Origin of the sequence: Flavobacterium branchiophilum FL-15, assembly GCF_000253275.1 — a bacterium.
GTDB classification, from domain to species: Bacteria; Bacteroidota; Bacteroidia; order Flavobacteriales; family Flavobacteriaceae; genus Flavobacterium; species Flavobacterium branchiophilum.
The window spans coordinates 728,032-747,149 of the sequence record NC_016001.1 but is presented as its reverse complement, the minus strand read 5'-3'; the positions used below and the strand labels follow the sequence as shown (position 1 = coordinate 747,149).

Below are 19,118 nucleotides of genomic sequence, written 5' to 3'. Positions count from 1 at the left end.
TTAGAAATCATGAAAAAAATACTAATCGTTTTATCTAGCTTGTTTTTAACATACAATTTACAAGCTCAAATGATACCACAACCAAAGCCAGGTACTCCGCCATCAATAAAAATTGGCAAACCCGTAACTTTTGAATTACAAAATGGTTTAAAAGTACTTGTTGTAGAAAATCATAAATTACCAAGAGTTTCTTTTAATTTAACATTAGACAACGCTCCTTATGCCGAAGGCGACAAAAAAGGGGTGTCTGATTTAACTGGAATTTTATTAGGCAACGGCTCTGTTAAAACCAGCAAAGACGCTTTCAATGAAGAAATTGATTTTATGGGTGCCAATATCAATTTTAGATCCAATGGGGCATCGGCAAGTTCTTTATCTAAATACAGTGGGAGGGTTTTAGAATTGCTAACAGAAGCCGTTTTGAACCCAAATTTTTCCCAAGAAGAATTTGACAAACAAAAATCAAAATTTATTGAAGGTCTAAAATCTCAAGAAAAAAGTGTGTCGGCAGTAGCACAACGTGTGGGCGATGCTTTACCTTTTGGCAAAAACCATCCTGGAGGTGAATATATTACTGAAAAATCATTAACTAATATTACTTTAAACGATGTTAAACTTAATTATCAAAGTTATTTTGTTCCTGCAAATGCTTATCTCGTTATTGTTGGGGATGTAAAAACTAAAGAAACACAAAAAGTAGTAGAAAAATTATTTGCTACTTGGACCAAAGCTACTGCGCCTGCATTAAGCTACTCCGACCCAAAGAACGTGCAATATACTCAAATTAATTTTGTAGATATGCCTAATGCTGTTCAATCTGAAGTGAGTGCCGTAAATTTAGTAAACCTAAAAATGAGCGACCCAGATTATTTTGCAACCATTGTTGCCAATCAAATATTGGGTGGTGATTTTAATAGCTACTTAAACATGAATCTTCGTGAAGCACATGCTTGGACTTATGGAGCAAGATCGAGTATTAGAGGAGATAAAAACATTACTAAATTTGAAGCATCAACACAAGTTCGTAATGCTGTAACAGACAGTACCGTTGTAGAAATTTTAAAAGAATTCAAAAAAATTCGTACTGAAAAAGTTTCAGAAGAGGTGCTTGCCAATGTAAAAGCTGGCTATATTGGAAAATTTGTAATGCAAGTTGAAAAACCACAAACAGTAGCTTCTTACGCACTTCGTATAAAAACACAAGGACTGTCTGAAGATTTTTATCAAAATTACATTAAAAGTATCAATGCCGTTACAGCCGATGATGTATTACGTGTAGCCAATACTTATTTTATGGCAGACAACTTACGAATAATTATCGTAGGAAAAGGAACAGAAGTTGTGCCAGCACTTGAAAAATTGAAAATGCCAATGTTCTTTTTTGATAAATATGGCAATCCAACAGAGAAACCTGTAATGAAAAAAGCCACACCAGCTGGCGTTACAACAAGCAGTGTATTAGATAGTTACATCAATGCCATTGGTGGGGCAAAAGCAGTTTCGGCAATAAAAACCATCTACACAACCTCTACGGCTACTATACCACAAGCTCCTGCTCCTATCACTTTAGTTAGCAAAAAAGACGTTAAAGGAAATTCATTTTCAGAAATGTCCATACAAGGAATGGGGAGTATGAGTAAAAGTGTTGTTACCAACAAAATGGGGTATTCTGTACAACAAGGACAAAGAAAAGACTTGACTGGTGCCGAACTTGCCGACAAACAAGCTAGTGCAACTACTTTTGAAGAATTATTACTTTTGAAAAAAACAGATTTAATACTTGATGGTATCGAAACAATCAATGGTAATGATGCTTATGCCATCAAAAACGGCAAAACCACTTTGTATTATGATGTAAAATCTGGTTTGAAAATTTTAGAAGCAACAGATGTTCAACAAGGGGACAAAAAATTAACAATAACAAAAGAATATAAAGATTATAAAACTATTGGAAACGTTAAATTTCCACATGAAGTTATTTTGAATCAAGGGTTTGAAATTGATTTCAAAGTATCTGAAATCAAAATAAACGAGGGTGTTTCAGACAAAGATTTTGAATAATCTAAAATAATATCACTAGAATAAAGGCTGTTCATAATATTGAACAGCTTTTTTTTGTAAAAAATCGGTACAGAACTTTCTGTAATACCAAATATATTTATAAAATAGTCCAAAGATGCGTAGTTATTTTTAATAAAAATTAAAAAAATCGTTGCATAGCTGGGCTACAGAACTATTTTTTTTGACTCATTTTAGTAAAAAAGAACCAATAGTTTGGACTATATTATATGTATATTTGGTATAACATTACGTATAAAGTGAGATTAATATTTTTTACGCCAATAGGTGAAGTGTATTTTTTATTGATAGGGGTTGGTTTTTTTCAAATAAAATGACTAGTTCATGTTTATTGGGATGGAATTATACTTTATAACAACTTGTTTAACCCCGACAATATTGCTATGAATGATAAAAAAAATAATGCTTTTTTTGTGTTTTTTATCTCATTGTATTTTATACTTAAATTGATTTTAAATGAATATAGTAACTACATTTTCAATAAGTAATTTTGAAAATAGAAAAAATTATATTTAATATAAAACAATATATTGCAAAAATATTATAAAGACAGAATTTTATATAACTTTATAAGACTAAAATAAGGCTTTGTATGCTGCTGTTTAGCTCATATTATTTGGAATGTAAATGTAGTATGTTATTAAAAAAATGCTTTAAAAACACAAAAAAAATGTATTTTATTTTTACAATTAAATGTTACCCGACCGTTGTCAAACACTTCATGGAATGGAGCCATTATAAACAATAAATCATAAATGTATTGAAAATCAAATATTTTCTAAAATAAATGGGCTATATTGTATTTTGTATTGCATTAAAGATTACATTTGCAACATTATAAATTATTATTACAATTACAATGCGTACAGGTACAGTAAAATTTTTCAATGAATCAAAAGGTTACGGATTCATTACAGATGCAGAAACAGGAAAAGACATTTTTGTTCACGCATCAGGTATTAACTCTGAAGAGCTTCGTGAAGGCGACAAAGTGAGTTATGTTGAAGAAGAAGGAAGAAAAGGTAAAGTTGCTGCTCAAGTAGCAGTGCTTGAAGACTAAATATAAAAAATTATAGTTTTTTTGTTACCAGAATGAAATGAAAACGTTTCGATTAATTTCGGAACGTTTTTTTTGTTTAAAAAATGCAATATTTATTTAGAATGAATAAAAATTACTGTTTTTTAAGAATAATAGCCAAATCAAATTAACATAATTAATTGTTTTTTAATAATTCAAACTTATATTTGCACTAATTTTCAAATCAATTTATACTATCATGACATCAAATCAATTAGACTATTTACCAATTTTAATGCAATTTGTTTTAGCAGTAGGTTTTGTTGTTGGAACAATCATCATTTCGGGCAAATTAGGACCTAAACGATCTTCACAAACTAAAGATAAAAACTTTGAGTGTGGAATAGAATCTGTGGGTAATGCCCGTATTCCTTTTTCGGTCAAATATTTTTTGGTTGCCATTTTGTTTGTTTTATTTGATGTAGAGGTAATATTTTTATATCCTTGGGCCATCAATTTTAAAGAATTAGGATTAGAAGGAATGCTAAAAATGATTATTTTTATGGCCTTGTTGCTAGTAGGATTTTTTTATATCATCAAAAAGAAAGCCTTGATTTGGGAATAAATCCCTTGGCTGAAAATGATTTAGTTTTTTTTTAAAATTTAAAGTCTTAAAAACAAATGAGCGATTCAAAAATAAATATGGTAGCACCTCCAGAAGGTGTTGTAGGCGAAGGATTTTTTGCTACCAAGTTAAATGACGTAGTTGGCTTGGCTCGTGCCAACTCTTTATGGCCTTTGCCTTTTGCAACCTCTTGTTGCGGTATCGAGTTTATGGCCACAATGGCCTCGCATTATGATTTGGCCCGTTTTGGATCTGAAAGGGTGAGTTTTTCGCCACGTCAGGCAGATATGCTGATGGTTATGGGTACCATTTCTAAAAAAATGGCTCCCATATTACGCCAAGTTTACGAACAAATGTCCGAACCTCGCTGGGTTATTGCCGTTGGGGCTTGTGCCTCTTCTGGCGGTATTTTTGATACATACTCGGTGCTACAAGGCATAGATAAAGTCATTCCAGTAGATGTATATGTTCCAGGTTGTCCGCCAAGACCAGAGCAAATTGTAGAAGGTGTCATGAAATTGCAAGAAATTGTAAAAAATGAATCCGTTAGACGCAGAAGTTCGCCAGAGTACCAAGAATTATTGGCTTCTTATAATATCAAATAACAAAGATGGCATTAGATACTGTAACTATTCAAGAAAAATTAACTGCTGCTTTTGATACAAAAGTGTATGATTTTAAACAAGAAAAAGATATTTTTTCTTTCGAGATGTCAAACGATGTCAATACAGCTGTAATATTATTTCTAAAAAATGACGAGACCTTGCGTTTTCATTTTTTAACTGATTTGTGTGGCATACATTACCCAGACAACGAAACCAACCGTCAATTTGCGGTTGTGTATCATTTACATAACTGGTACGAAAATACTCGTATAAAAATAAAAGTATATTTGAATGGCGAAAATCCGCAAATCAAAACGATTTCAAAAATTTTCTTGTCATCCAACTGGATGGAAAGAGAAACGTATGATTTTTTTGGCATACAATTTATAGGACATCCACAATTGAAAAGAATTTTAAATATGGATGAAATGATATCGTTTCCAATGCGAAAAGAATTCCCAATGGAAGACAGCGGACGAACCGATAAAGACGATAGATTTTTTGGACGAACAACAATAAATGGTTAATTGATTATGCAATCAATTATCCTTTTTTTTAATTTTTATAAAAATTAAAATGTCAGAACTATTATTACCACCAGAGCATCGATATGCTAAAATTATAAAAGAACGATTGAACGAAGATGGAAGCGAACTTTCTATTCTCAATCTGGGGCCAACACATCCCGCCACACATGGTATATTTCAAAATATTTTGTTGATGGACGGTGAACGTATTTTGGAGGCCGAACCAACAATTGGTTACATCCATAGAGCTTTTGAAAAAATAGCCGAAAACCGTCCGTTTTATCAAATTACCCCTCTTACAGATAGGATGAATTATTGTTCCTCTCCAATCAACAATTTGGGGTGGTGGATGACACTCGAAAAATTATTAGATATCGAAGTACCCAAACGAGCCCAATATTTGAGGGTTATTGTTATGGAATTGGCACGAATTGCCGATCATTTGATTTGCAATTCTATTCTTGGGGTCGATACTGGTGCCTATACAGGTTTTTTGTATGTTTTTCAATTTAGAGAAAAAATATATGAAATTTATGAAGAGATTTGTGGCGCCCGATTAACAACCAACATGGGGAGAATTGGCGGATTTGAAAGAGATTGGTCTGAGGCTGCTTTTCAAAAATTGGAAGTATTCCTAAAAGATTTTCCAATTGCTTGGAAAGAATTTGAAAACTTGTTTGAAAGAAATAGAATTTTTATAGATAGAACGGTAAATGTTGGTGCTATTTCTGCCGAAAAAGCCATGGCTTACGGTTTTACTGGACCCAATTTACGTGCTGCAGGTGTAGATTACGATGTTCGTGTAGCCCAACCTTATTCGTCTTATGAAGATTTTGAATTTAGCGTGCCTGTTGGAAAATCTGGCGATACTTACGATCGTTTTTGTGTTCGTAATGCCGAAGTTTGGGAAAGCATTAGCATTATCAAACAAGCCTTGGCAAAATTGCCAGAAGGCCCTTATCATGCCAATGTGCCCGACTATTATTTGCCTCCAAAGGAAGACGTTTATAATACGATGGAGGGTTTGATTTACCATTTCAAAATAGTGATGGGAGAAGTGCCAGTACCAGTTGCCGAAATTTACCATCCTGTAGAAGGTGGCAATGGCGAAATTGGTTTTTATTTAGTAACAGACGGTAGTAGAACACCTTATAGATTGCATTTTAGACGGCCTTGTTTTATATATTACCAAGCATATCCCGAAATGATTAAAGGGGCAATGCTGTCTGATGCCATTGTGATACTATCTAGTTTGAACGTCATTGCGGGCGAATTAGACGCATAACACATCGGTTTGAGACACTACAAATTTTTAATTTTGCATTAAAAAAAATGGAAAGAACACATTACAAACAAGAAATAAATATAACCGATGCGCTGATGAATCGCATCAACGAATTGTTGAGCCACTATCCCGATGACAAATCAAAATCGGCTTTGATACCCGTTTTGCACGAAGTTCAAGATGCACACGACAATTGGTTGAGCTTTGAATTGCAAGACAAAGTGGCCGAGATACTTAAAATACAACCTGTAGAAGTATATGAAGTAGTTACTTTTTATACCATGTTCAACACCAAACCTGTTGGGAAATATATGTTTGAATTTTGTCAAACTTCGCCATGTTGTCAGCGCGGAGTGGAAGATTTGATGGACTATACTTGCGAAAAATTAGGAGTCAAATTAGGCGAAACTACCGCAGATGGCTATTTTAGCGTTGTGGGCGTAGAGTGTTTGGGAGCTTGTGGCTATGCACCCATGATGCAATTGGGCGATTATTATAAAGAACATTTAACAAAAGAAAAAATAGATCAATTAATTACCGATTGTAAAGAAGGAAAAATCACTTTACACGATAAATAAAAAAATGGAAAACAATCATTTGACATACTTCAAAGTTGAAAACTTCAAGAAATTTGATGCTCTTGAGGTAAACGATATTGGACAATTCAATTTGATTGTTGGCGATAATAATGTAGGAAAAACATGTTTGTTGGAGGCATTGTTGGTGGATGAAGACCCACAACAATTGTTAGATAATTTTTGGTTATCTTTAAAGAAAAGAGGTTTAGTATTTCAAATTGAGGAAATTACAAAAAAAGTGGGTAATGTTTCTACAACTGAAACTATTTATCCGAAAGAAAATTATTTTAAAAAAAATATAATAAAAGAAAAACAAAAAGAATCATTTTTTTATATTAAAGATAGAAATAAAGAAAACGAAATTCACATATCAATTTCTAACCCAATATCTTTAGCAATTTATAATTTAACTAAAGATAAAAAAGATTCTGTTATAAGCAAATATGGTTTTGAAATTAACATTAAAGAAAATATAAATCAATTTATTGATATCTATAACAAAAAAATAAAAAAAGCTAATAATCCGTTATGGATTTACGATTACAATGAAGGCTTTATAAATTTTCCATTAATCTCTTTCAACGACACACCATTAGAAATAGAATCGAGAAGTATTTATGAAAATTTAAAAACCAAAAGAGAAAAACAAATCTTAATTGATATTTTAAAAGTTGTAAATACAAAAATTGTAGATGTTGAATTGAGAGAAAAATTTGAAGATTTAAAATCAGTTTTTCTAATCAGTTTTGAAGATAAAGACGAATTTGTCCCATTGAATTTTCTTGGAGATGGATTTAAAAGAATATTTTATATAGCATTAAAAGCTTTGTCTTTAAAAGGAAAAAGAATTTTAATAGACGAAATTGAAATAGGTATCCATTATTCTAAAATGAAAGATTTTTGGGTAAATATTTTTAATGTTTGCAAAGAGCTTGATATTCAGTTATTTGCAACAACACATTCGCAAGAGTGTATTGAAGCGTATATTGAAGCGTCAAATGATGTGGGAGAAAAGAACATTCGATTAATTCGTTTACAAGAAAATAAAGACAAAAGTATTAAAGCAATTTGCTATAAAGAAGAATACATTGAATATATGGTTGAATCAAACACGGAGGAAAGATAAAAATGAGTGATATTGCTATTCGTATCTTTTGTGAAGGTGTTTCAGACCAACGGTTTTTGAGGGATTTTTTAAAAGCTCATTATCAAATTGATATTTCTGATAAAGATCTTAAAAACAACAAATTTATTGAAAATTTAGGATCATGGAATAAATTAAAAATTCAGAAAGAAAAAATCACAGAGTCTTTTTCAGAATTTACTTCATTGATTTTTTTAGATGCTGATAATGAAAAAGTTACAGAGAAAGCAGGTTTTGAAGAAACTATTAACTTTGTAAATGATTTAATGTCAGAATGGAATTGGGAGAAATATGATGTTTTTGTTTTGCCAAACCATCAAGATAATGGAACTGTAGAAGATTTGTTAGAAAATATTATTAATTTTAAAAATAAAAAAATATTTGATTGTTGGGAAGGATTTGAAGATTGTTTGTCAAAAGATTATTCACTTACAATACCAGCAAAAAAATCAAAAATTTATAGTTACTTAGAATGTTTACATGAGGTAACTAACCAAGAAAAAGATAAATGTAAAGATGCAAACAGGGATTTTCTGAATGAAAATTTATGGGATATTAAAAATTTAGAAAACCCTTATATTTCAAAAATAAAAGAATTTTTAGACAAACATTTAAAATAAATATGTCAAGAAAAATATTATTAGACAAAATTAATGTTCCAGGTATCAAAACCTACGAAGTATATCGCCAAAATGGGGGGTATGCTTCTGTGGAAAAAGCCTTAAAAACATTAACTCCAGACGAAGTAGTTGAAGAAGTAAAAACTTCGGGGCTACGTGGTCGTGGTGGTGCAGGTTTTCCTGCTGGTATGAAATGGAGTTTTATTGATAAAAAATCAGGAAAACCAAGACATTTAGTATGTAATGCTGACGAGTCTGAACCAGGAACTTTCAAAGACCGTTTTTTGATGGAACATATTCCTCACTTATTAATAGAAGGAATGATCACCTCAAGTTATGCCTTGGGAGCCAATCGTTCTTATATTTATATTCGGGGTGAGTATATGTGGGTTTTCAAAATATTAGAAAGAGCCATTGCCGAAGCAAAAGCTGCAGGATGGTTAGGTAAAAATATTTTAGGAACAGGCTTTGATTTAGAACTTCATGTGCATTGTGGGGCAGGAGCTTATATTTGTGGAGAAGAAACAGCTTTAATCGAATCGTTAGAAGGCAAACGAGGCAATCCTCGTATTAAACCACCTTTTCCAGCAATTTCTGGGCTTTGGTCTAACCCAACCGTGGTAAACAATGTAGAAACTATTGCAACAGTGCCTTGGATTATAAACAATTCGGGGGCAGATTATGCTACAATTGGAATTGGTCGTTCTACTGGAACCAAGTTGATTTCGGCTTCTGGACACATTAAAAATCCTGGCGTATATGAAATAGAATTGGGGCTTTCGGTAGATGAATTTATGAATTCCGACGAGTATCTTGGTGGAATGTATTCTGACAGACCATTAAAAGCTTTTGTGCCAGGAGGCAGCTCGGTACCTATTTTGCCAGCTCATTTAATTTTCAAAACAGCAGCAGGCGAAGACCGATTGATGACCTACGAGAGTTTGTCCGATGGTGGGTTTGCAACAGGATCCATGTTGGGTTCTGGCGGGTTTATTGTATATGACGACACCGCTTGCGTGGTTAGAAACACTTGGAATTTCTCACGATTTTACCATCACGAATCTTGCGGACAATGTTCGCCTTGCCGAGAAGGTACAGGCTGGCTAGAAAAAGTATTGCACCGAATAGAAAACGGACACGGCCGAGAAGAAGATATTGATTTGCTTTTGAGTATTCAAAGTAAAATAGAAGGAAACACTATTTGTCCACTAGGCGATGCGGCTTCGTGGCCAGTAGCGGCAGCCATCAGACATTTTAGAGACGAATTTGAATACCATATTCGTTTTCCTGAAAAGGTAAAAAATAGAGATCATTTTGTTAATGAGCCATTTGAAAAAGTGAAACATTTAGTAGCAAAACAAACAGTATAAGCCCCTAACCCCAAACGGGGAATTGGTGTGCTTTTAAAATTATTAATAATTAAATTTTCCCATAAATTCCCCTTTGGGGGTTAGGAGGCTGAATTATGAAAGTAACAATAGACGGACAGTCGATAGACGTAGAACCAGGGACAACCATCTTGCAAGCTGCAAGAATGATTGGTGGCGATGTAGTGCCACCTGCAATGTGCTATTATTCAAAACTCAAAGGCAGTGGTGGCAAGTGCCGTTGCTGTCTGGTAGAGGTTTCTAAAGGTAGTGAAGCCGATCCAAGACCAATGCCAAAGTTAGTTGCCTCTTGCGTTACAGGTGTAATGGATGGCATGGAAGTAAACAGTAAATCGTCGGCTAGAGTGCAGGAAGCCCGAAAATCGGTGTCGGAATTTTTGCTCATCAACCATCCTTTGGATTGTCCTGTTTGCGACCAAGCGGGAGAGTGCGATTTGCAAAACTTGAGTTTCAATCACGGAAAATCAGAAACCCGTTTTATTGAAGAAAAAAGAACTTTTGAGCCAGAAGATATTGGACCATTTATTCAATTGCACAAAAACAGATGTATCTTGTGCTACCGTTGTGTGATGGTGGCAGATCAACTTACAGATGGTAGGGTACATGGTGTAATGGATAGAGGCGATCATGCCCAAATTTCGACTTGTATTTCTAGTGCCATAGACAACGAGTTTTCTGGAAATATGATTGATGTATGTCCTGTTGGTGCTTTGACAGATAAAACCTTTAGGTTCAAATCAAGAGTTTGGTTTAACAAACCGTTCAATGCCCACCGTGATTGCGACAAATGCTGTGGCAAAACTACTGTTTGGATGTTTGGCAACGAAATTCAAAGAGTAACAGGTCGAAAAGATGTTTATCATGAAGTAGAAGAATTTATCTGTAATACTTGTAGATTTGAGAAAAAAGAAGTAAGTGATTGGACAATTGAAGGACCAAGACGATTTGAAAAAAATTCTGTTATCAATCAAAACAATTATACACGCCCGTTAGAAAAAGTTACGATTGATACAGAAAAAAATATACTTTTAGGAAGAGATGTCGATCGTAAAAAAATCAGTATGTCGGCCATTCCATCAAATGACAATAAAAGCAATTTATAAACCATGGATAGTACAATTATTATAGAAAAAAGCATTATTATAGTAGCTGTTTTTGCCATTACTATGCTTGCCGCCATGTATTCTACTTGGGCCGAGCGTAAGGTGGCAGCGTGGCTTCAGGACAGAGTGGGCCCTAATAGAGCTGGTAAGTGGGGATTATTACAACCTTTGGCAGACGGACTAAAATTGTTTTCAAAAGAAGAGTTTTTTCCAGATACTCCAAACAGGTTTTTGTTTATCGTTGGACCAGCCATTGCCATGAGTACAGCCCTAATGACAAGTGCTGTAATTCCGTGGGGCGACAAATTACATTTGTTTGGCAGAGACATAATATTGCAAGCAACAGATATTGATGTAGCCTTGCTTTATATTTTTGGTGTAGTGTCTGTGGGTGTATATGGCATCATGATTGGTGGTTGGGCATCTAATAATAAATTTTCGTTGATGGGTGCTGTTCGTGCCGCATCTCAAATGGTATCGTATGAAGTTGCCATGGGATTGTCAATGATTGCCTTACTGATGATGACGGGGACGTTAAGTTTGAGAGAAATATCTGCTCAACAATCAGGGTGGCATTGGAATGTAATTTACCAGCCTGTCTCTTTTTTAATCTTTTTGATTTGTGCTTTTGCCGAAACCAATCGTACACCATTTGATTTGGCAGAATGTGAAAGCGAGTTAATTGGTGGGTACCATACGGAATATTCCTCGATGAAAATGGGATTTTATCTTTTTGCAGAATATGCTAATATGTTTATTTCATCAACTATTATTGCAGTATTATTTTTTGGTGGATATAACTATCCTGGAATGGCATTGGCCGTTGAAAAATTAGGTATAAATCTTGCAAATGCTTTAGGTATCCTTGTGTTATTTATCAAAATTGCAGCTTTTATCTTTTTCTATATGTGGGTTCGATGGACTATTCCAAGATTTAGATATGATCAATTGATGAATTTGGGTTGGAAAATACTTATTCCACTTTCAATTGTTAATATTGTTATCACAGGGATTTTTATTTTGAGAAATGACATTATGGCCTATTTAGGATTTTAAATAAATTAAATAACAAACAATTACTTTTAAATAGTAAATCAATATATAAGAAAATGAGTATAGAAACTATATCATTATCGGGCAGAAAAAAGCAAGTTTCCAAAAAGGAAATGACTTTTGTAGAGCGACTGTATTTGGTAGCAATTGTCAAAGGATTGATGATTACCTTAAAACACTTGTTCAAACGCAAAGTTACCATTCATTATCCAGAGCAAGTTCGAGAAATGAGTCCTGTATATAGAGGCAGACACATGCTCAAGCGAGATGAACAAGGTAGAGAAAATTGCACGGCTTGTGGTTTGTGTGCATTATCTTGTCCTGCAGAAGCTATTACCATGAAAGCAGCCGAACGTAAACCAGATGAAAAGCATTTGTACAGAGAAGAGAAATATGCTGAAATATATGAAATTAATATGTTGAGATGCATTTTTTGTGGATTGTGCGAAGAGGCTTGCCCAAAAGATGCCATCTATTTGACATTATCAAAAGAATTAGTGCCAGCTAATTACCATCGTGAAGATTTTATTTTTGGAAAAGATCAATTGGTAATGCCGCTCGAAATGGCAATTCAAAATACTAATCTTAAAAACGCTAACTAATGTCTATTGTTCTTATCATATTCTGTATATTAGCTGCTATTACATTATCGACAGCATTTTTGTCAATTTTTAGCAAAAACCCTATACATAGTGCCATATATTTGGTAATTTGTTTTTTTTCAGTGGCAGGACATTATCTTTTGCTCAATGCTCAATTTCTAGCAATTGTACATATTATAGTTTATTCGGGAGCTATAATGATATTGTTTTTGTTTACCATCATGTTAATGAATTTAAATAAGGAAGACGAAGTGCATAAACCACGTGTAACACGACTTGGTGCCGTGATTTTCTTTGGACTTACTTGTTTAATTTTGATTGCTATTTTTATTCATTCAAAATCTTCTATTGGTTATGATGACCCTTCAGAGCTTGATTATCAATCAATTAAAGTGCTGGGTAAAGTTTTGTTAAATGAATATATGGTTCCATTTGAATATGCTTCAATTTTATTATTGGTTGCCATGATTGGAACAGTTTTATTGTCTAAAAAAGAAAAATTAGAAAAATAATGGATAATGTTATTAGTCAAGTTGGTTTAGAAAATTACATTTTCTTGTGTGCCATACTTTTTTGCATTGGTATTTTTGGGGTGTTATACAGACGAAATGCCATTATTGTATTTATGTCTATCGAAATTATGCTCAATGCAGTCAATTTATTGTTTGTAGCATTTTCAACTTTCCATCAAGATGCACAGGGACAAGTTTTTGTGTTTTTCTCAATGGCTGTTGCCGCTGCCGAAGTAGCTGTAGGATTGGCCATTTTAGTTTCTATTTTTAGAAATTTAGGTTCTATAGATGTATCAAATTTAAAAAACTTAAAAGGATAATTATGAATATCAATTTAGCATTAGTCTTATTATTAGCTCCTTTTGTTGGGTTTTTAATTAATATTTTCTTTGGAAAAAAAATAGGAAAATCAATAGCTGGTTCAATTGGAACCGCAACGGTGTTGTTGTCTTTTGTAATTAGTTGTTATTTTTTTGGAAATATATTGACTACAAAACAAGCTTCGGTCATACCACTTTTTGATTGGATTCAAATCAGTAAATTTAATATTAACTTTGGATTTTTATTAGACCAATTGTCTATTTTATGGTTGCTTTTTGTAACTGGAATTGGCACATTAATTCATTTATATTCCATTAGTTATATGCACGACGACGAAAATAGCTACAAATTTTTTGCTTACTTAAATTTGTTTGTTTTCTTTATGATTACACTCGTACTTGGTAGTAATTTATTAGTCATGTTTATAGGTTGGGAAGGTGTAGGATTGTGTTCTTATTTATTAATAGGTTTTTGGCATCAAAATCAAGACTATAACGATGCTGCCAAAAAAGCATTTATCATGAACAGAATTGGCGATTTAGGATTGTTGATAGGTATTTTTATTTTAGGTTATACTTTTAATACTTTGGATTTTGTAGCTTTGAAAAGTGCCATCATGGGGGGTACAAATCTGAATATCAGTTTATTATCTGTTGCTTCATTGTGTTTATTTATTGGGGCAACTGGAAAATCTGCTCAATTACCCCTTTATACTTGGTTGCCAGACGCAATGGCAGGCCCAACGCCTGTTTCGGCTTTAATTCATGCTGCCACCATGGTTACAGCAGGTATTTTTATGGTAACAAGAATGAACTTTTTGTTTGAAATAACACCTGATGTTCAAAATGTAATGGCAATTGTAGGAGCGATTACCGCCTTGGTTGCTGCCTCCATAGGATTGTTGCAAAATGATATTAAAAAAGTTTTAGCATATTCTACTGTTTCTCAATTGGGGCTTATGTTTGTGGCATTAGGACTTGGAGCTTATAATGTAGCTGTTTTCCATGTTATCACGCACGCTTTTTTCAAAGCTTGTTTGTTTTTAGGTTCAGGTTCAGTCATTCATGCCCTTCATGGCGAGCAAGATATGCGAAAAATGGGTGGCTTAAGAAAAGCCATGCCTATCACTTTTATTACAATGATGATTGCAACTTTAGCCATTGCTGGAATTTTTCCATTTGCAGGTTTTTGGTCCAAAGACGAAATATTAATGATAGCCTTTGAACACAATAAAGTATTATACATTATTGGATCTGTAGCTTCAATAATGACCGCATTTTATATGTTCAGATTGATGTATCTAACTTTCTTTCAAGAATTTAGAGGTACTGAGGAACAAAAACACCATTTACACGAAAGTCCCAGTTTGATAACCATTCCGTTGGTTGTTTTAGCAGGATTAGCAACAGTGGGTGGAGCCATCAATTTGCCAGGAAGCAATTGGTTGAATCATTTTATGGAACCCATATTAGCAGTACAACTTCATGAACATGCTCTTGGAAATCAAGAATATATTTTGATGGGAGTGGCACTACTAGGAGCAATAGTGGGTATTGGTTGGGCCTATTCAAAATATATCAAACAACAGTTTGTTCCATTAGAAGACAATCAAATAAAAGGATTTGCAAAAACGGTTTACAATAAATATTATGTAGATGAGTTATACAATGCTGTTTTTGTAAAAACAATCAATGTACTTTCTACATTTTTTAGAGACCATATAGAAACAGCCTTGGCAGCTTTTGTTTTTGGATTCGGAAAAGTAATACAACAAGTAGGTACTCAAGGAAGAAAATTACACAACGGTAGCATTGGATTTTATTTATTTGCATTTGTACTAGGTTTCTGCATTATTGTTTCATATTTATTTTTAGCTCAATAATTTATTATCATGAATAGCACAATTATATTAATTATACTTTTAGTAGGTGCATTGGCAACTTTTTTTGCTGGAAATAAGCTGGCTTCCAAAATAGCTTTGTTTTTTGGAGTTACTTCATTTGTAGCCACATTGATGTTGCTAGACCAATTTGTTGCGGGTCAAAATATTGATTTTATACAACAATGGATTGCTCAGCCCAATATTTCGTTTGCCTTAAAAGCAGATGGTTTCTCATTAGCAATGGTTTTACTAACAACATCATTAACTCCAATCATTATATTATCAGGTTTTGGAAATCAATTTGAAAATGCCAAGTCTCTTTATAGTTTGATCTTGTTTATGGCTTTTGCAATGGTAGGTACATTTTTAGCACAAGACGGACTTTTGTATTATGTATTTTGGGAGTTATCTTTGATACCAATCTATTTTATAGCCTTACTTTGGGGCAATGGCGATGCTGAAGAGCGAAAAAAAGCAGTAGTAAAATTCTTTATTTTTACTTTAGCTGGTTCGTTATTTATGTTAATTGCATTTGTATATTTATATCAAAAAGCAGGTAGTTTAATGCTAGACGATTTGTACAAACTCAATATTTCAGGACAGGAACAAGCTTGGATTTTTGTTGCCTTTTTCTTGGCTTATGCCATTAAAATACCAATTATTCCATTTCATACTTGGCAGGCCAATGTGTATCAAAAAGCACCAACAGTGGGAACTATGTTACTCTCTGGAATCATGCTCAAAATGGGATTGTACAGTGTCATTCGTTGGCAATTGCCCATAGTGCCTTATGCAGCAAAGTTTCATGTAACATTGATGCTAATTTTAGGAATTACAGGAACAATTTATGGTTCAATAGTAGCACTTAGACAAAAAGATTTAAAAAAATTACTAGCCTATTCTTCTTTGGCACACGTTGGCTTGATAGCGGCAGGTGCTTATTCTTTAACTTTAGATGGTTTGAAAGGTGCTGTCCTTCAAATGATTGCTCATGGTTTTGTTGTAGTTGGATTATTTTTTGTTGCCGAAATTATTTACAGACGTTACAATACCAGACTTATTTCAGACATGGGAGGCGTTAGAGTACATGCACCAAAGTTCACCTCTCTATTCTTGATTTTAGTTTTGGCTTCAGTAGCACTTCCTTCAACTTTTAACTTTGTTGGTGAATTTACTGTTTTGTATGCCCTTTTTCAAGTCAATATTGGCTATGCTATTTTTGGTGGTTTAACCATTATTTTAGGTGCCTATTATATGTTGAAAATGTTTCAGAATGTAATGTTAGGCCCTACAAATGCTCATGTATTTCAAGAAGTATGTTGGCTAGAAACATTAGTATTGGTTATCATTGTAGCTGTATTATTCTTTTTTGGGCTGTATTCAAAACCTATTACAGATTTGATAACTCCAAGTTTAGAAAATATTTTAAATGTCATCAACAGATAATTTTATTAAATCGTAATAAAAAAAAACCGTTAGTCTAATATAAAGCTAACGGTTTTTTTTGTAATAATACATTATAAAGTTGTTATTTGAGTATAAATTAATTACAAATTTTTTCAGTACACAACCTTAGGACAGAATCAGTTGAATCTAGTGTACAGGCTATGCAAACTTTTTTTTTGAATTTAAAAAAAACAACTTGATTTGTCTGTTTGCAATCACTCGGGTCGCATCTTTGGACTATTTCATTCAAGTATTTGGTATAAATTTAGCATTAGCCTTCTTTATTTATGTAAAAAATAGGTGTAATGAACAAAAACAATGCTTTAAAAAAACCTTTGCCAAATATTTTATATATAAAAAAAAGACAAAGGTTTTCAAAATACTAAAGTTTAATTTATAAAATTTATCGCAACTGTATGTGTAATTCTTCGAGTTGTTTGACGTCAATGGTGGCGGGAGCATCTATCATGACATCTCGTCCTGAGTTGTTTTTTGGGAAGGCAATAAAATCTCGTATGGTTTCTTGTCCGCCCAAAATGGCTACCAATCTGTCTAATCCAAAGGCCAATCCGCCGTGTGGGGGTGCTCCAAATTGGAAGGCATCCATCAGGAATCCAAATTGTGCTTTGGCTTCTTCGGGTGTGAATCCTAAGTATTTGAACATCAATTCTTGAGTGGCTTTGTCGTGAATACGGATAGACCCCCCTCCAATTTCGTTGCCGTTCAAGACCATATCATACGCATTGGCACGTACTTTTCCTGGATTGGTTTCTAATAAGCTAATGTCTTCTGGTTTTGGCGAGGTAAAAGGGTGGTGCATGGCGTGGTAGCGACCGCTTTCATCGTCAAATTCCAATAATGGAAAATCGACTACCCATAAAGGAGCAAATTCGTCTGGTTTTCTCAATCCTAAACGGGTGGCTAATTCCATTCGTAAAGCCGAAAGTTGTGTTCTGGTTTTGTCGGTTTCTCCAGATAAAATAAGCATCAAATCACCAGGTTTTGCCTTACATTTTGTAGCCCAAGATTGTAAAACGGTTTCATCAAAAAATTTATCCACAGATGATTTTAGGGTTCCATCTGTATTATATCGTGCATAAACCAATCCTTTTGCTCCAATTTGAGGACGTTTTACCCATTCTGTTAATTCATCGAGTTGTTTACGGGTATAATCTGCACAACCCGCCACATTTATCGCCAAAACAATTTCAGCATCATCAAAAACAGGAAAACCTTTGGGTTCAAAGGTTCCCCCTTCGGGGGTTAGGGGGCAGAATTGCATATCAAAACGGATGTCTGGCTTGTCGTTTCCATAGGTTTTCATGGCATATTCGTAGGTAATTCTTGGGAATTTATCCACCTCAACGCCTTTGATTTCTTTTAATAAATGACGGGTTAGCCCTTCAAAAACATTCAAAATATCTTCTTGTTCAACAAAAGCCATTTCGCAATCGATTTGAGTAAACTCGGGCTGCCTGTCGGCACGTAAATCTTCGTCACGAAAGCATTTTACAATTTGAAAATACTTGTCCATGCCGCCTACCATCAAGAGTTGTTTGAAGGTTTGTGGCGATTGTGGCAAGGCATAAAATTGTCCCTCGTTCATTCTGGAAGGCACCACAAAATCACGAGCTCCTTCGGGAGTTGATTTGATTAAATATGGGGTTTCGACTTCGCAAAAATCCAAATCGGAAAGGTATTTTCGTACTTCCATTGCTACTTTGTGACGGAAAAGCAGGCTGTTTTTTACGGGATTTCGACGGATGTCGAGGTAACGGTATTTCATTCGGATGTCTTCGCCACCATCGGTTTTGTCTTCGATAGTAAAAGGGGGCGTTAGGGAGGCATTCAAAATTTGAAGTTCGGATACTAATATTTCGATATCGCCTGTTGGCAAGTTTTTGTTTTTGGATTCTCGTTCGATAACGGTACCTTTTACTTGAACAACATACTCTCGTCCGAGTGTTTTGGCCATTTCAAAAACGGCTTCGTTGGAACGACTTTTGTCGAAAAGCAATTGGGTAATGCCATATCTGTCTCGTAGATTGACCCAATTGATAAACCCTTTGTCGTTTGAATTTTGTACCCAACCTGCGAGTGTTACTTCTGTATTGATATGTGTGGCATTTAATTCGCCACAGTGATGACTTCTGTACATTTTGTAAAATATTAGAATGCAAAAATAGTAACTTAATTGGAATTATCGCAAAAAGTTTTGGGGTTTAAAATGGAATTTGAAGTGACTCTTTTTTTGGAAGATTGTGATTTATTTTCGGGAAAGCCCTTTTGACATTGGGATATTTTGCATGAGGGATAGTAGTGGAAATCCT

Annotated in this window: 18 protein-coding genes; 17 read left to right on the top strand and 1 reads right to left on the bottom strand. The window is 33.9% G+C overall.

Annotated elements, in window-relative coordinates; translation table 11 throughout:
• The first annotated feature begins 9 nt into the window (after nucleotides 1–9).
• From FBFL15_RS03210 to FBFL15_RS03130, 17 genes are all read left to right on the top strand, one after another.
• Nucleotides 10–2,061, top strand: coding sequence for a M16 family metallopeptidase (locus FBFL15_RS03210; protein WP_014083227.1), 2,052 nt, complete (start codon nucleotides 10–12; stop codon nucleotides 2,059–2,061).
• 877 nt (nucleotides 2,062–2,938) lie between these two features.
• On the top strand, nucleotides 2,939–3,139 hold the full coding sequence (locus tag FBFL15_RS03205; protein ID WP_014083226.1) for a cold-shock protein: 201 nt from the start codon (nucleotides 2,939–2,941) through the stop codon (nucleotides 3,137–3,139).
• 217 nt (nucleotides 3,140–3,356) lie between these two features.
• Nucleotides 3,357–3,722: an NADH-quinone oxidoreductase subunit A gene (locus FBFL15_RS03200; protein WP_014083225.1), complete on the top strand. Its 366-nt coding sequence runs from the start codon at nucleotides 3,357–3,359 to the stop codon at nucleotides 3,720–3,722.
• Nucleotides 3,723–3,778: 56 nt separating this feature from the next.
• Entirely contained in the window at nucleotides 3,779–4,327 is a 549-nt protein-coding gene (locus tag FBFL15_RS03195) for an NADH-quinone oxidoreductase subunit B (protein WP_014083224.1), read from the top strand.
• Nucleotides 4,328–4,332: 5 nt separating this feature from the next.
• Nucleotides 4,333–4,854, top strand: a complete 522-nt coding sequence (locus tag FBFL15_RS03190; RefSeq protein ID WP_014083223.1) for an NADH-quinone oxidoreductase subunit C — start codon at nucleotides 4,333–4,335, stop codon at nucleotides 4,852–4,854.
• Between the two features lie 49 nt (nucleotides 4,855–4,903).
• Nucleotides 4,904–6,139 carry an NADH-quinone oxidoreductase subunit D gene (locus FBFL15_RS03185; protein WP_014083222.1) on the top strand — a complete coding sequence of 412 codons (1,236 nt, stop codon included), beginning with the start codon at nucleotides 4,904–4,906 and terminating at the stop codon, nucleotides 6,137–6,139.
• A 47-nt stretch (nucleotides 6,140–6,186) separates the two neighbouring features.
• Nucleotides 6,187–6,717 carry an NADH-quinone oxidoreductase subunit NuoE family protein gene (locus FBFL15_RS03180; RefSeq protein WP_014083221.1) on the top strand — a complete coding sequence of 177 codons (531 nt, stop codon included), beginning with the start codon at nucleotides 6,187–6,189 and terminating at the stop codon, nucleotides 6,715–6,717.
• 4 nt (nucleotides 6,718–6,721) lie between these two features.
• The gene (locus FBFL15_RS03175; protein ID WP_014083220.1) at nucleotides 6,722–7,843 is read left to right on the top strand and encodes an AAA family ATPase; all 1,122 of its coding nucleotides are present in this window, start codon (nucleotides 6,722–6,724) and stop codon (nucleotides 7,841–7,843) included.
• A gap of 2 nt (nucleotides 7,844–7,845) precedes the next feature.
• Nucleotides 7,846–8,481 carry a DUF3226 domain-containing protein gene (locus FBFL15_RS03170; protein ID WP_014083219.1) on the top strand — a complete coding sequence of 212 codons (636 nt, stop codon included), beginning with the start codon at nucleotides 7,846–7,848 and terminating at the stop codon, nucleotides 8,479–8,481.
• A 2-nt stretch (nucleotides 8,482–8,483) separates the two neighbouring features.
• The gene (gene nuoF, locus FBFL15_RS03165) at nucleotides 8,484–9,851 is read left to right on the top strand and encodes an NADH-quinone oxidoreductase subunit NuoF (protein ID WP_014083218.1); all 1,368 of its coding nucleotides are present in this window, start codon (nucleotides 8,484–8,486) and stop codon (nucleotides 9,849–9,851) included.
• Between the two features lie 95 nt (nucleotides 9,852–9,946).
• Nucleotides 9,947–10,972, top strand: coding sequence for an NADH-quinone oxidoreductase subunit G (locus FBFL15_RS03160; protein WP_014083217.1), 1,026 nt, complete (start codon nucleotides 9,947–9,949; stop codon nucleotides 10,970–10,972).
• A gap of 3 nt (nucleotides 10,973–10,975) precedes the next feature.
• Entirely contained in the window at nucleotides 10,976–12,028 is a 1,053-nt protein-coding gene (nuoH, locus tag FBFL15_RS03155; RefSeq protein ID WP_014083216.1) for an NADH-quinone oxidoreductase subunit NuoH, read from the top strand.
• 53 nt (nucleotides 12,029–12,081) lie between these two features.
• Nucleotides 12,082–12,627, top strand: a complete 546-nt coding sequence (locus FBFL15_RS03150; RefSeq protein ID WP_014083215.1) for a NuoI/complex I 23 kDa subunit family protein — start codon at nucleotides 12,082–12,084, stop codon at nucleotides 12,625–12,627.
• On the top strand, nucleotides 12,627–13,139 hold the full coding sequence (locus FBFL15_RS03145; RefSeq protein WP_014083214.1) for an NADH-quinone oxidoreductase subunit J family protein: 513 nt from the start codon (nucleotides 12,627–12,629) through the stop codon (nucleotides 13,137–13,139). The genes FBFL15_RS03150 and FBFL15_RS03145 overlap by 1 nt, the downstream gene beginning before the upstream one ends.
• Complete coding sequence (gene nuoK, locus FBFL15_RS03140) at nucleotides 13,139–13,459, top strand: NADH-quinone oxidoreductase subunit NuoK (protein WP_014083213.1); 321 nt, start codon at nucleotides 13,139–13,141, stop codon at nucleotides 13,457–13,459. The genes FBFL15_RS03145 and nuoK overlap by 1 nt, the downstream gene beginning before the upstream one ends.
• 2 nt (nucleotides 13,460–13,461) lie before the next feature.
• Nucleotides 13,462–15,342: an NADH-quinone oxidoreductase subunit L gene (gene nuoL, locus FBFL15_RS03135; protein ID WP_014083212.1), complete on the top strand. Its 1,881-nt coding sequence runs from the start codon at nucleotides 13,462–13,464 to the stop codon at nucleotides 15,340–15,342.
• A 9-nt stretch (nucleotides 15,343–15,351) separates the two neighbouring features.
• Complete coding sequence (locus tag FBFL15_RS03130; RefSeq protein ID WP_014083211.1) at nucleotides 15,352–16,788, top strand: complex I subunit 4 family protein; 1,437 nt, start codon at nucleotides 15,352–15,354, stop codon at nucleotides 16,786–16,788.
• A gap of 403 nt (nucleotides 16,789–17,191) precedes the next feature.
• Here FBFL15_RS03130 and aspS read toward each other — a convergent pair whose 3' ends face one another.
• Nucleotides 17,192–18,946 carry an aspartate--tRNA ligase gene (gene aspS, locus FBFL15_RS03125; protein ID WP_014083210.1) on the bottom strand — a complete coding sequence of 585 codons (1,755 nt, stop codon included), beginning with the start codon at nucleotides 18,944–18,946 and terminating at the stop codon, nucleotides 17,192–17,194.
• Nucleotides 18,947–19,118: the final 172 nt, after the last annotated feature.

Coding starts and splice junctions, on each gene's coding strand:
- FBFL15_RS03210 (WP_014083227.1), top strand. CDS start 10: ATGAAAAAAATACTAATCGTTTTATCTAGCTTGTTTTTAACATACAAT.
- FBFL15_RS03205 (WP_014083226.1), top strand. CDS start 2,939: ATGCGTACAGGTACAGTAAAATTTTTCAATGAATCAAAAGGTTACGGA.
- FBFL15_RS03200 (WP_014083225.1), top strand. CDS start 3,357: ATGACATCAAATCAATTAGACTATTTACCAATTTTAATGCAATTTGTT.
- FBFL15_RS03195 (WP_014083224.1), top strand. CDS start 3,779: ATGAGCGATTCAAAAATAAATATGGTAGCACCTCCAGAAGGTGTTGTA.
- FBFL15_RS03190 (WP_014083223.1), top strand. CDS start 4,333: ATGGCATTAGATACTGTAACTATTCAAGAAAAATTAACTGCTGCTTTT.
- FBFL15_RS03185 (WP_014083222.1), top strand. CDS start 4,904: ATGTCAGAACTATTATTACCACCAGAGCATCGATATGCTAAAATTATA.
- FBFL15_RS03180 (WP_014083221.1), top strand. CDS start 6,187: ATGGAAAGAACACATTACAAACAAGAAATAAATATAACCGATGCGCTG.
- FBFL15_RS03175 (WP_014083220.1), top strand. CDS start 6,722: ATGGAAAACAATCATTTGACATACTTCAAAGTTGAAAACTTCAAGAAA.
- FBFL15_RS03170 (WP_014083219.1), top strand. CDS start 7,846: ATGAGTGATATTGCTATTCGTATCTTTTGTGAAGGTGTTTCAGACCAA.
- nuoF (WP_014083218.1), top strand. CDS start 8,484: ATGTCAAGAAAAATATTATTAGACAAAATTAATGTTCCAGGTATCAAA.
- FBFL15_RS03160 (WP_014083217.1), top strand. CDS start 9,947: ATGAAAGTAACAATAGACGGACAGTCGATAGACGTAGAACCAGGGACA.
- nuoH (WP_014083216.1), top strand. CDS start 10,976: ATGGATAGTACAATTATTATAGAAAAAAGCATTATTATAGTAGCTGTT.
- FBFL15_RS03150 (WP_014083215.1), top strand. CDS start 12,082: ATGAGTATAGAAACTATATCATTATCGGGCAGAAAAAAGCAAGTTTCC.
- FBFL15_RS03145 (WP_014083214.1), top strand. CDS start 12,627: ATGTCTATTGTTCTTATCATATTCTGTATATTAGCTGCTATTACATTA.
- nuoK (WP_014083213.1), top strand. CDS start 13,139: ATGGATAATGTTATTAGTCAAGTTGGTTTAGAAAATTACATTTTCTTG.
- nuoL (WP_014083212.1), top strand. CDS start 13,462: ATGAATATCAATTTAGCATTAGTCTTATTATTAGCTCCTTTTGTTGGG.
- FBFL15_RS03130 (WP_014083211.1), top strand. CDS start 15,352: ATGAATAGCACAATTATATTAATTATACTTTTAGTAGGTGCATTGGCA.
- aspS (WP_014083210.1), bottom strand. CDS start 18,946: ATGTACAGAAGTCATCACTGTGGCGAATTAAATGCCACACATATCAAT.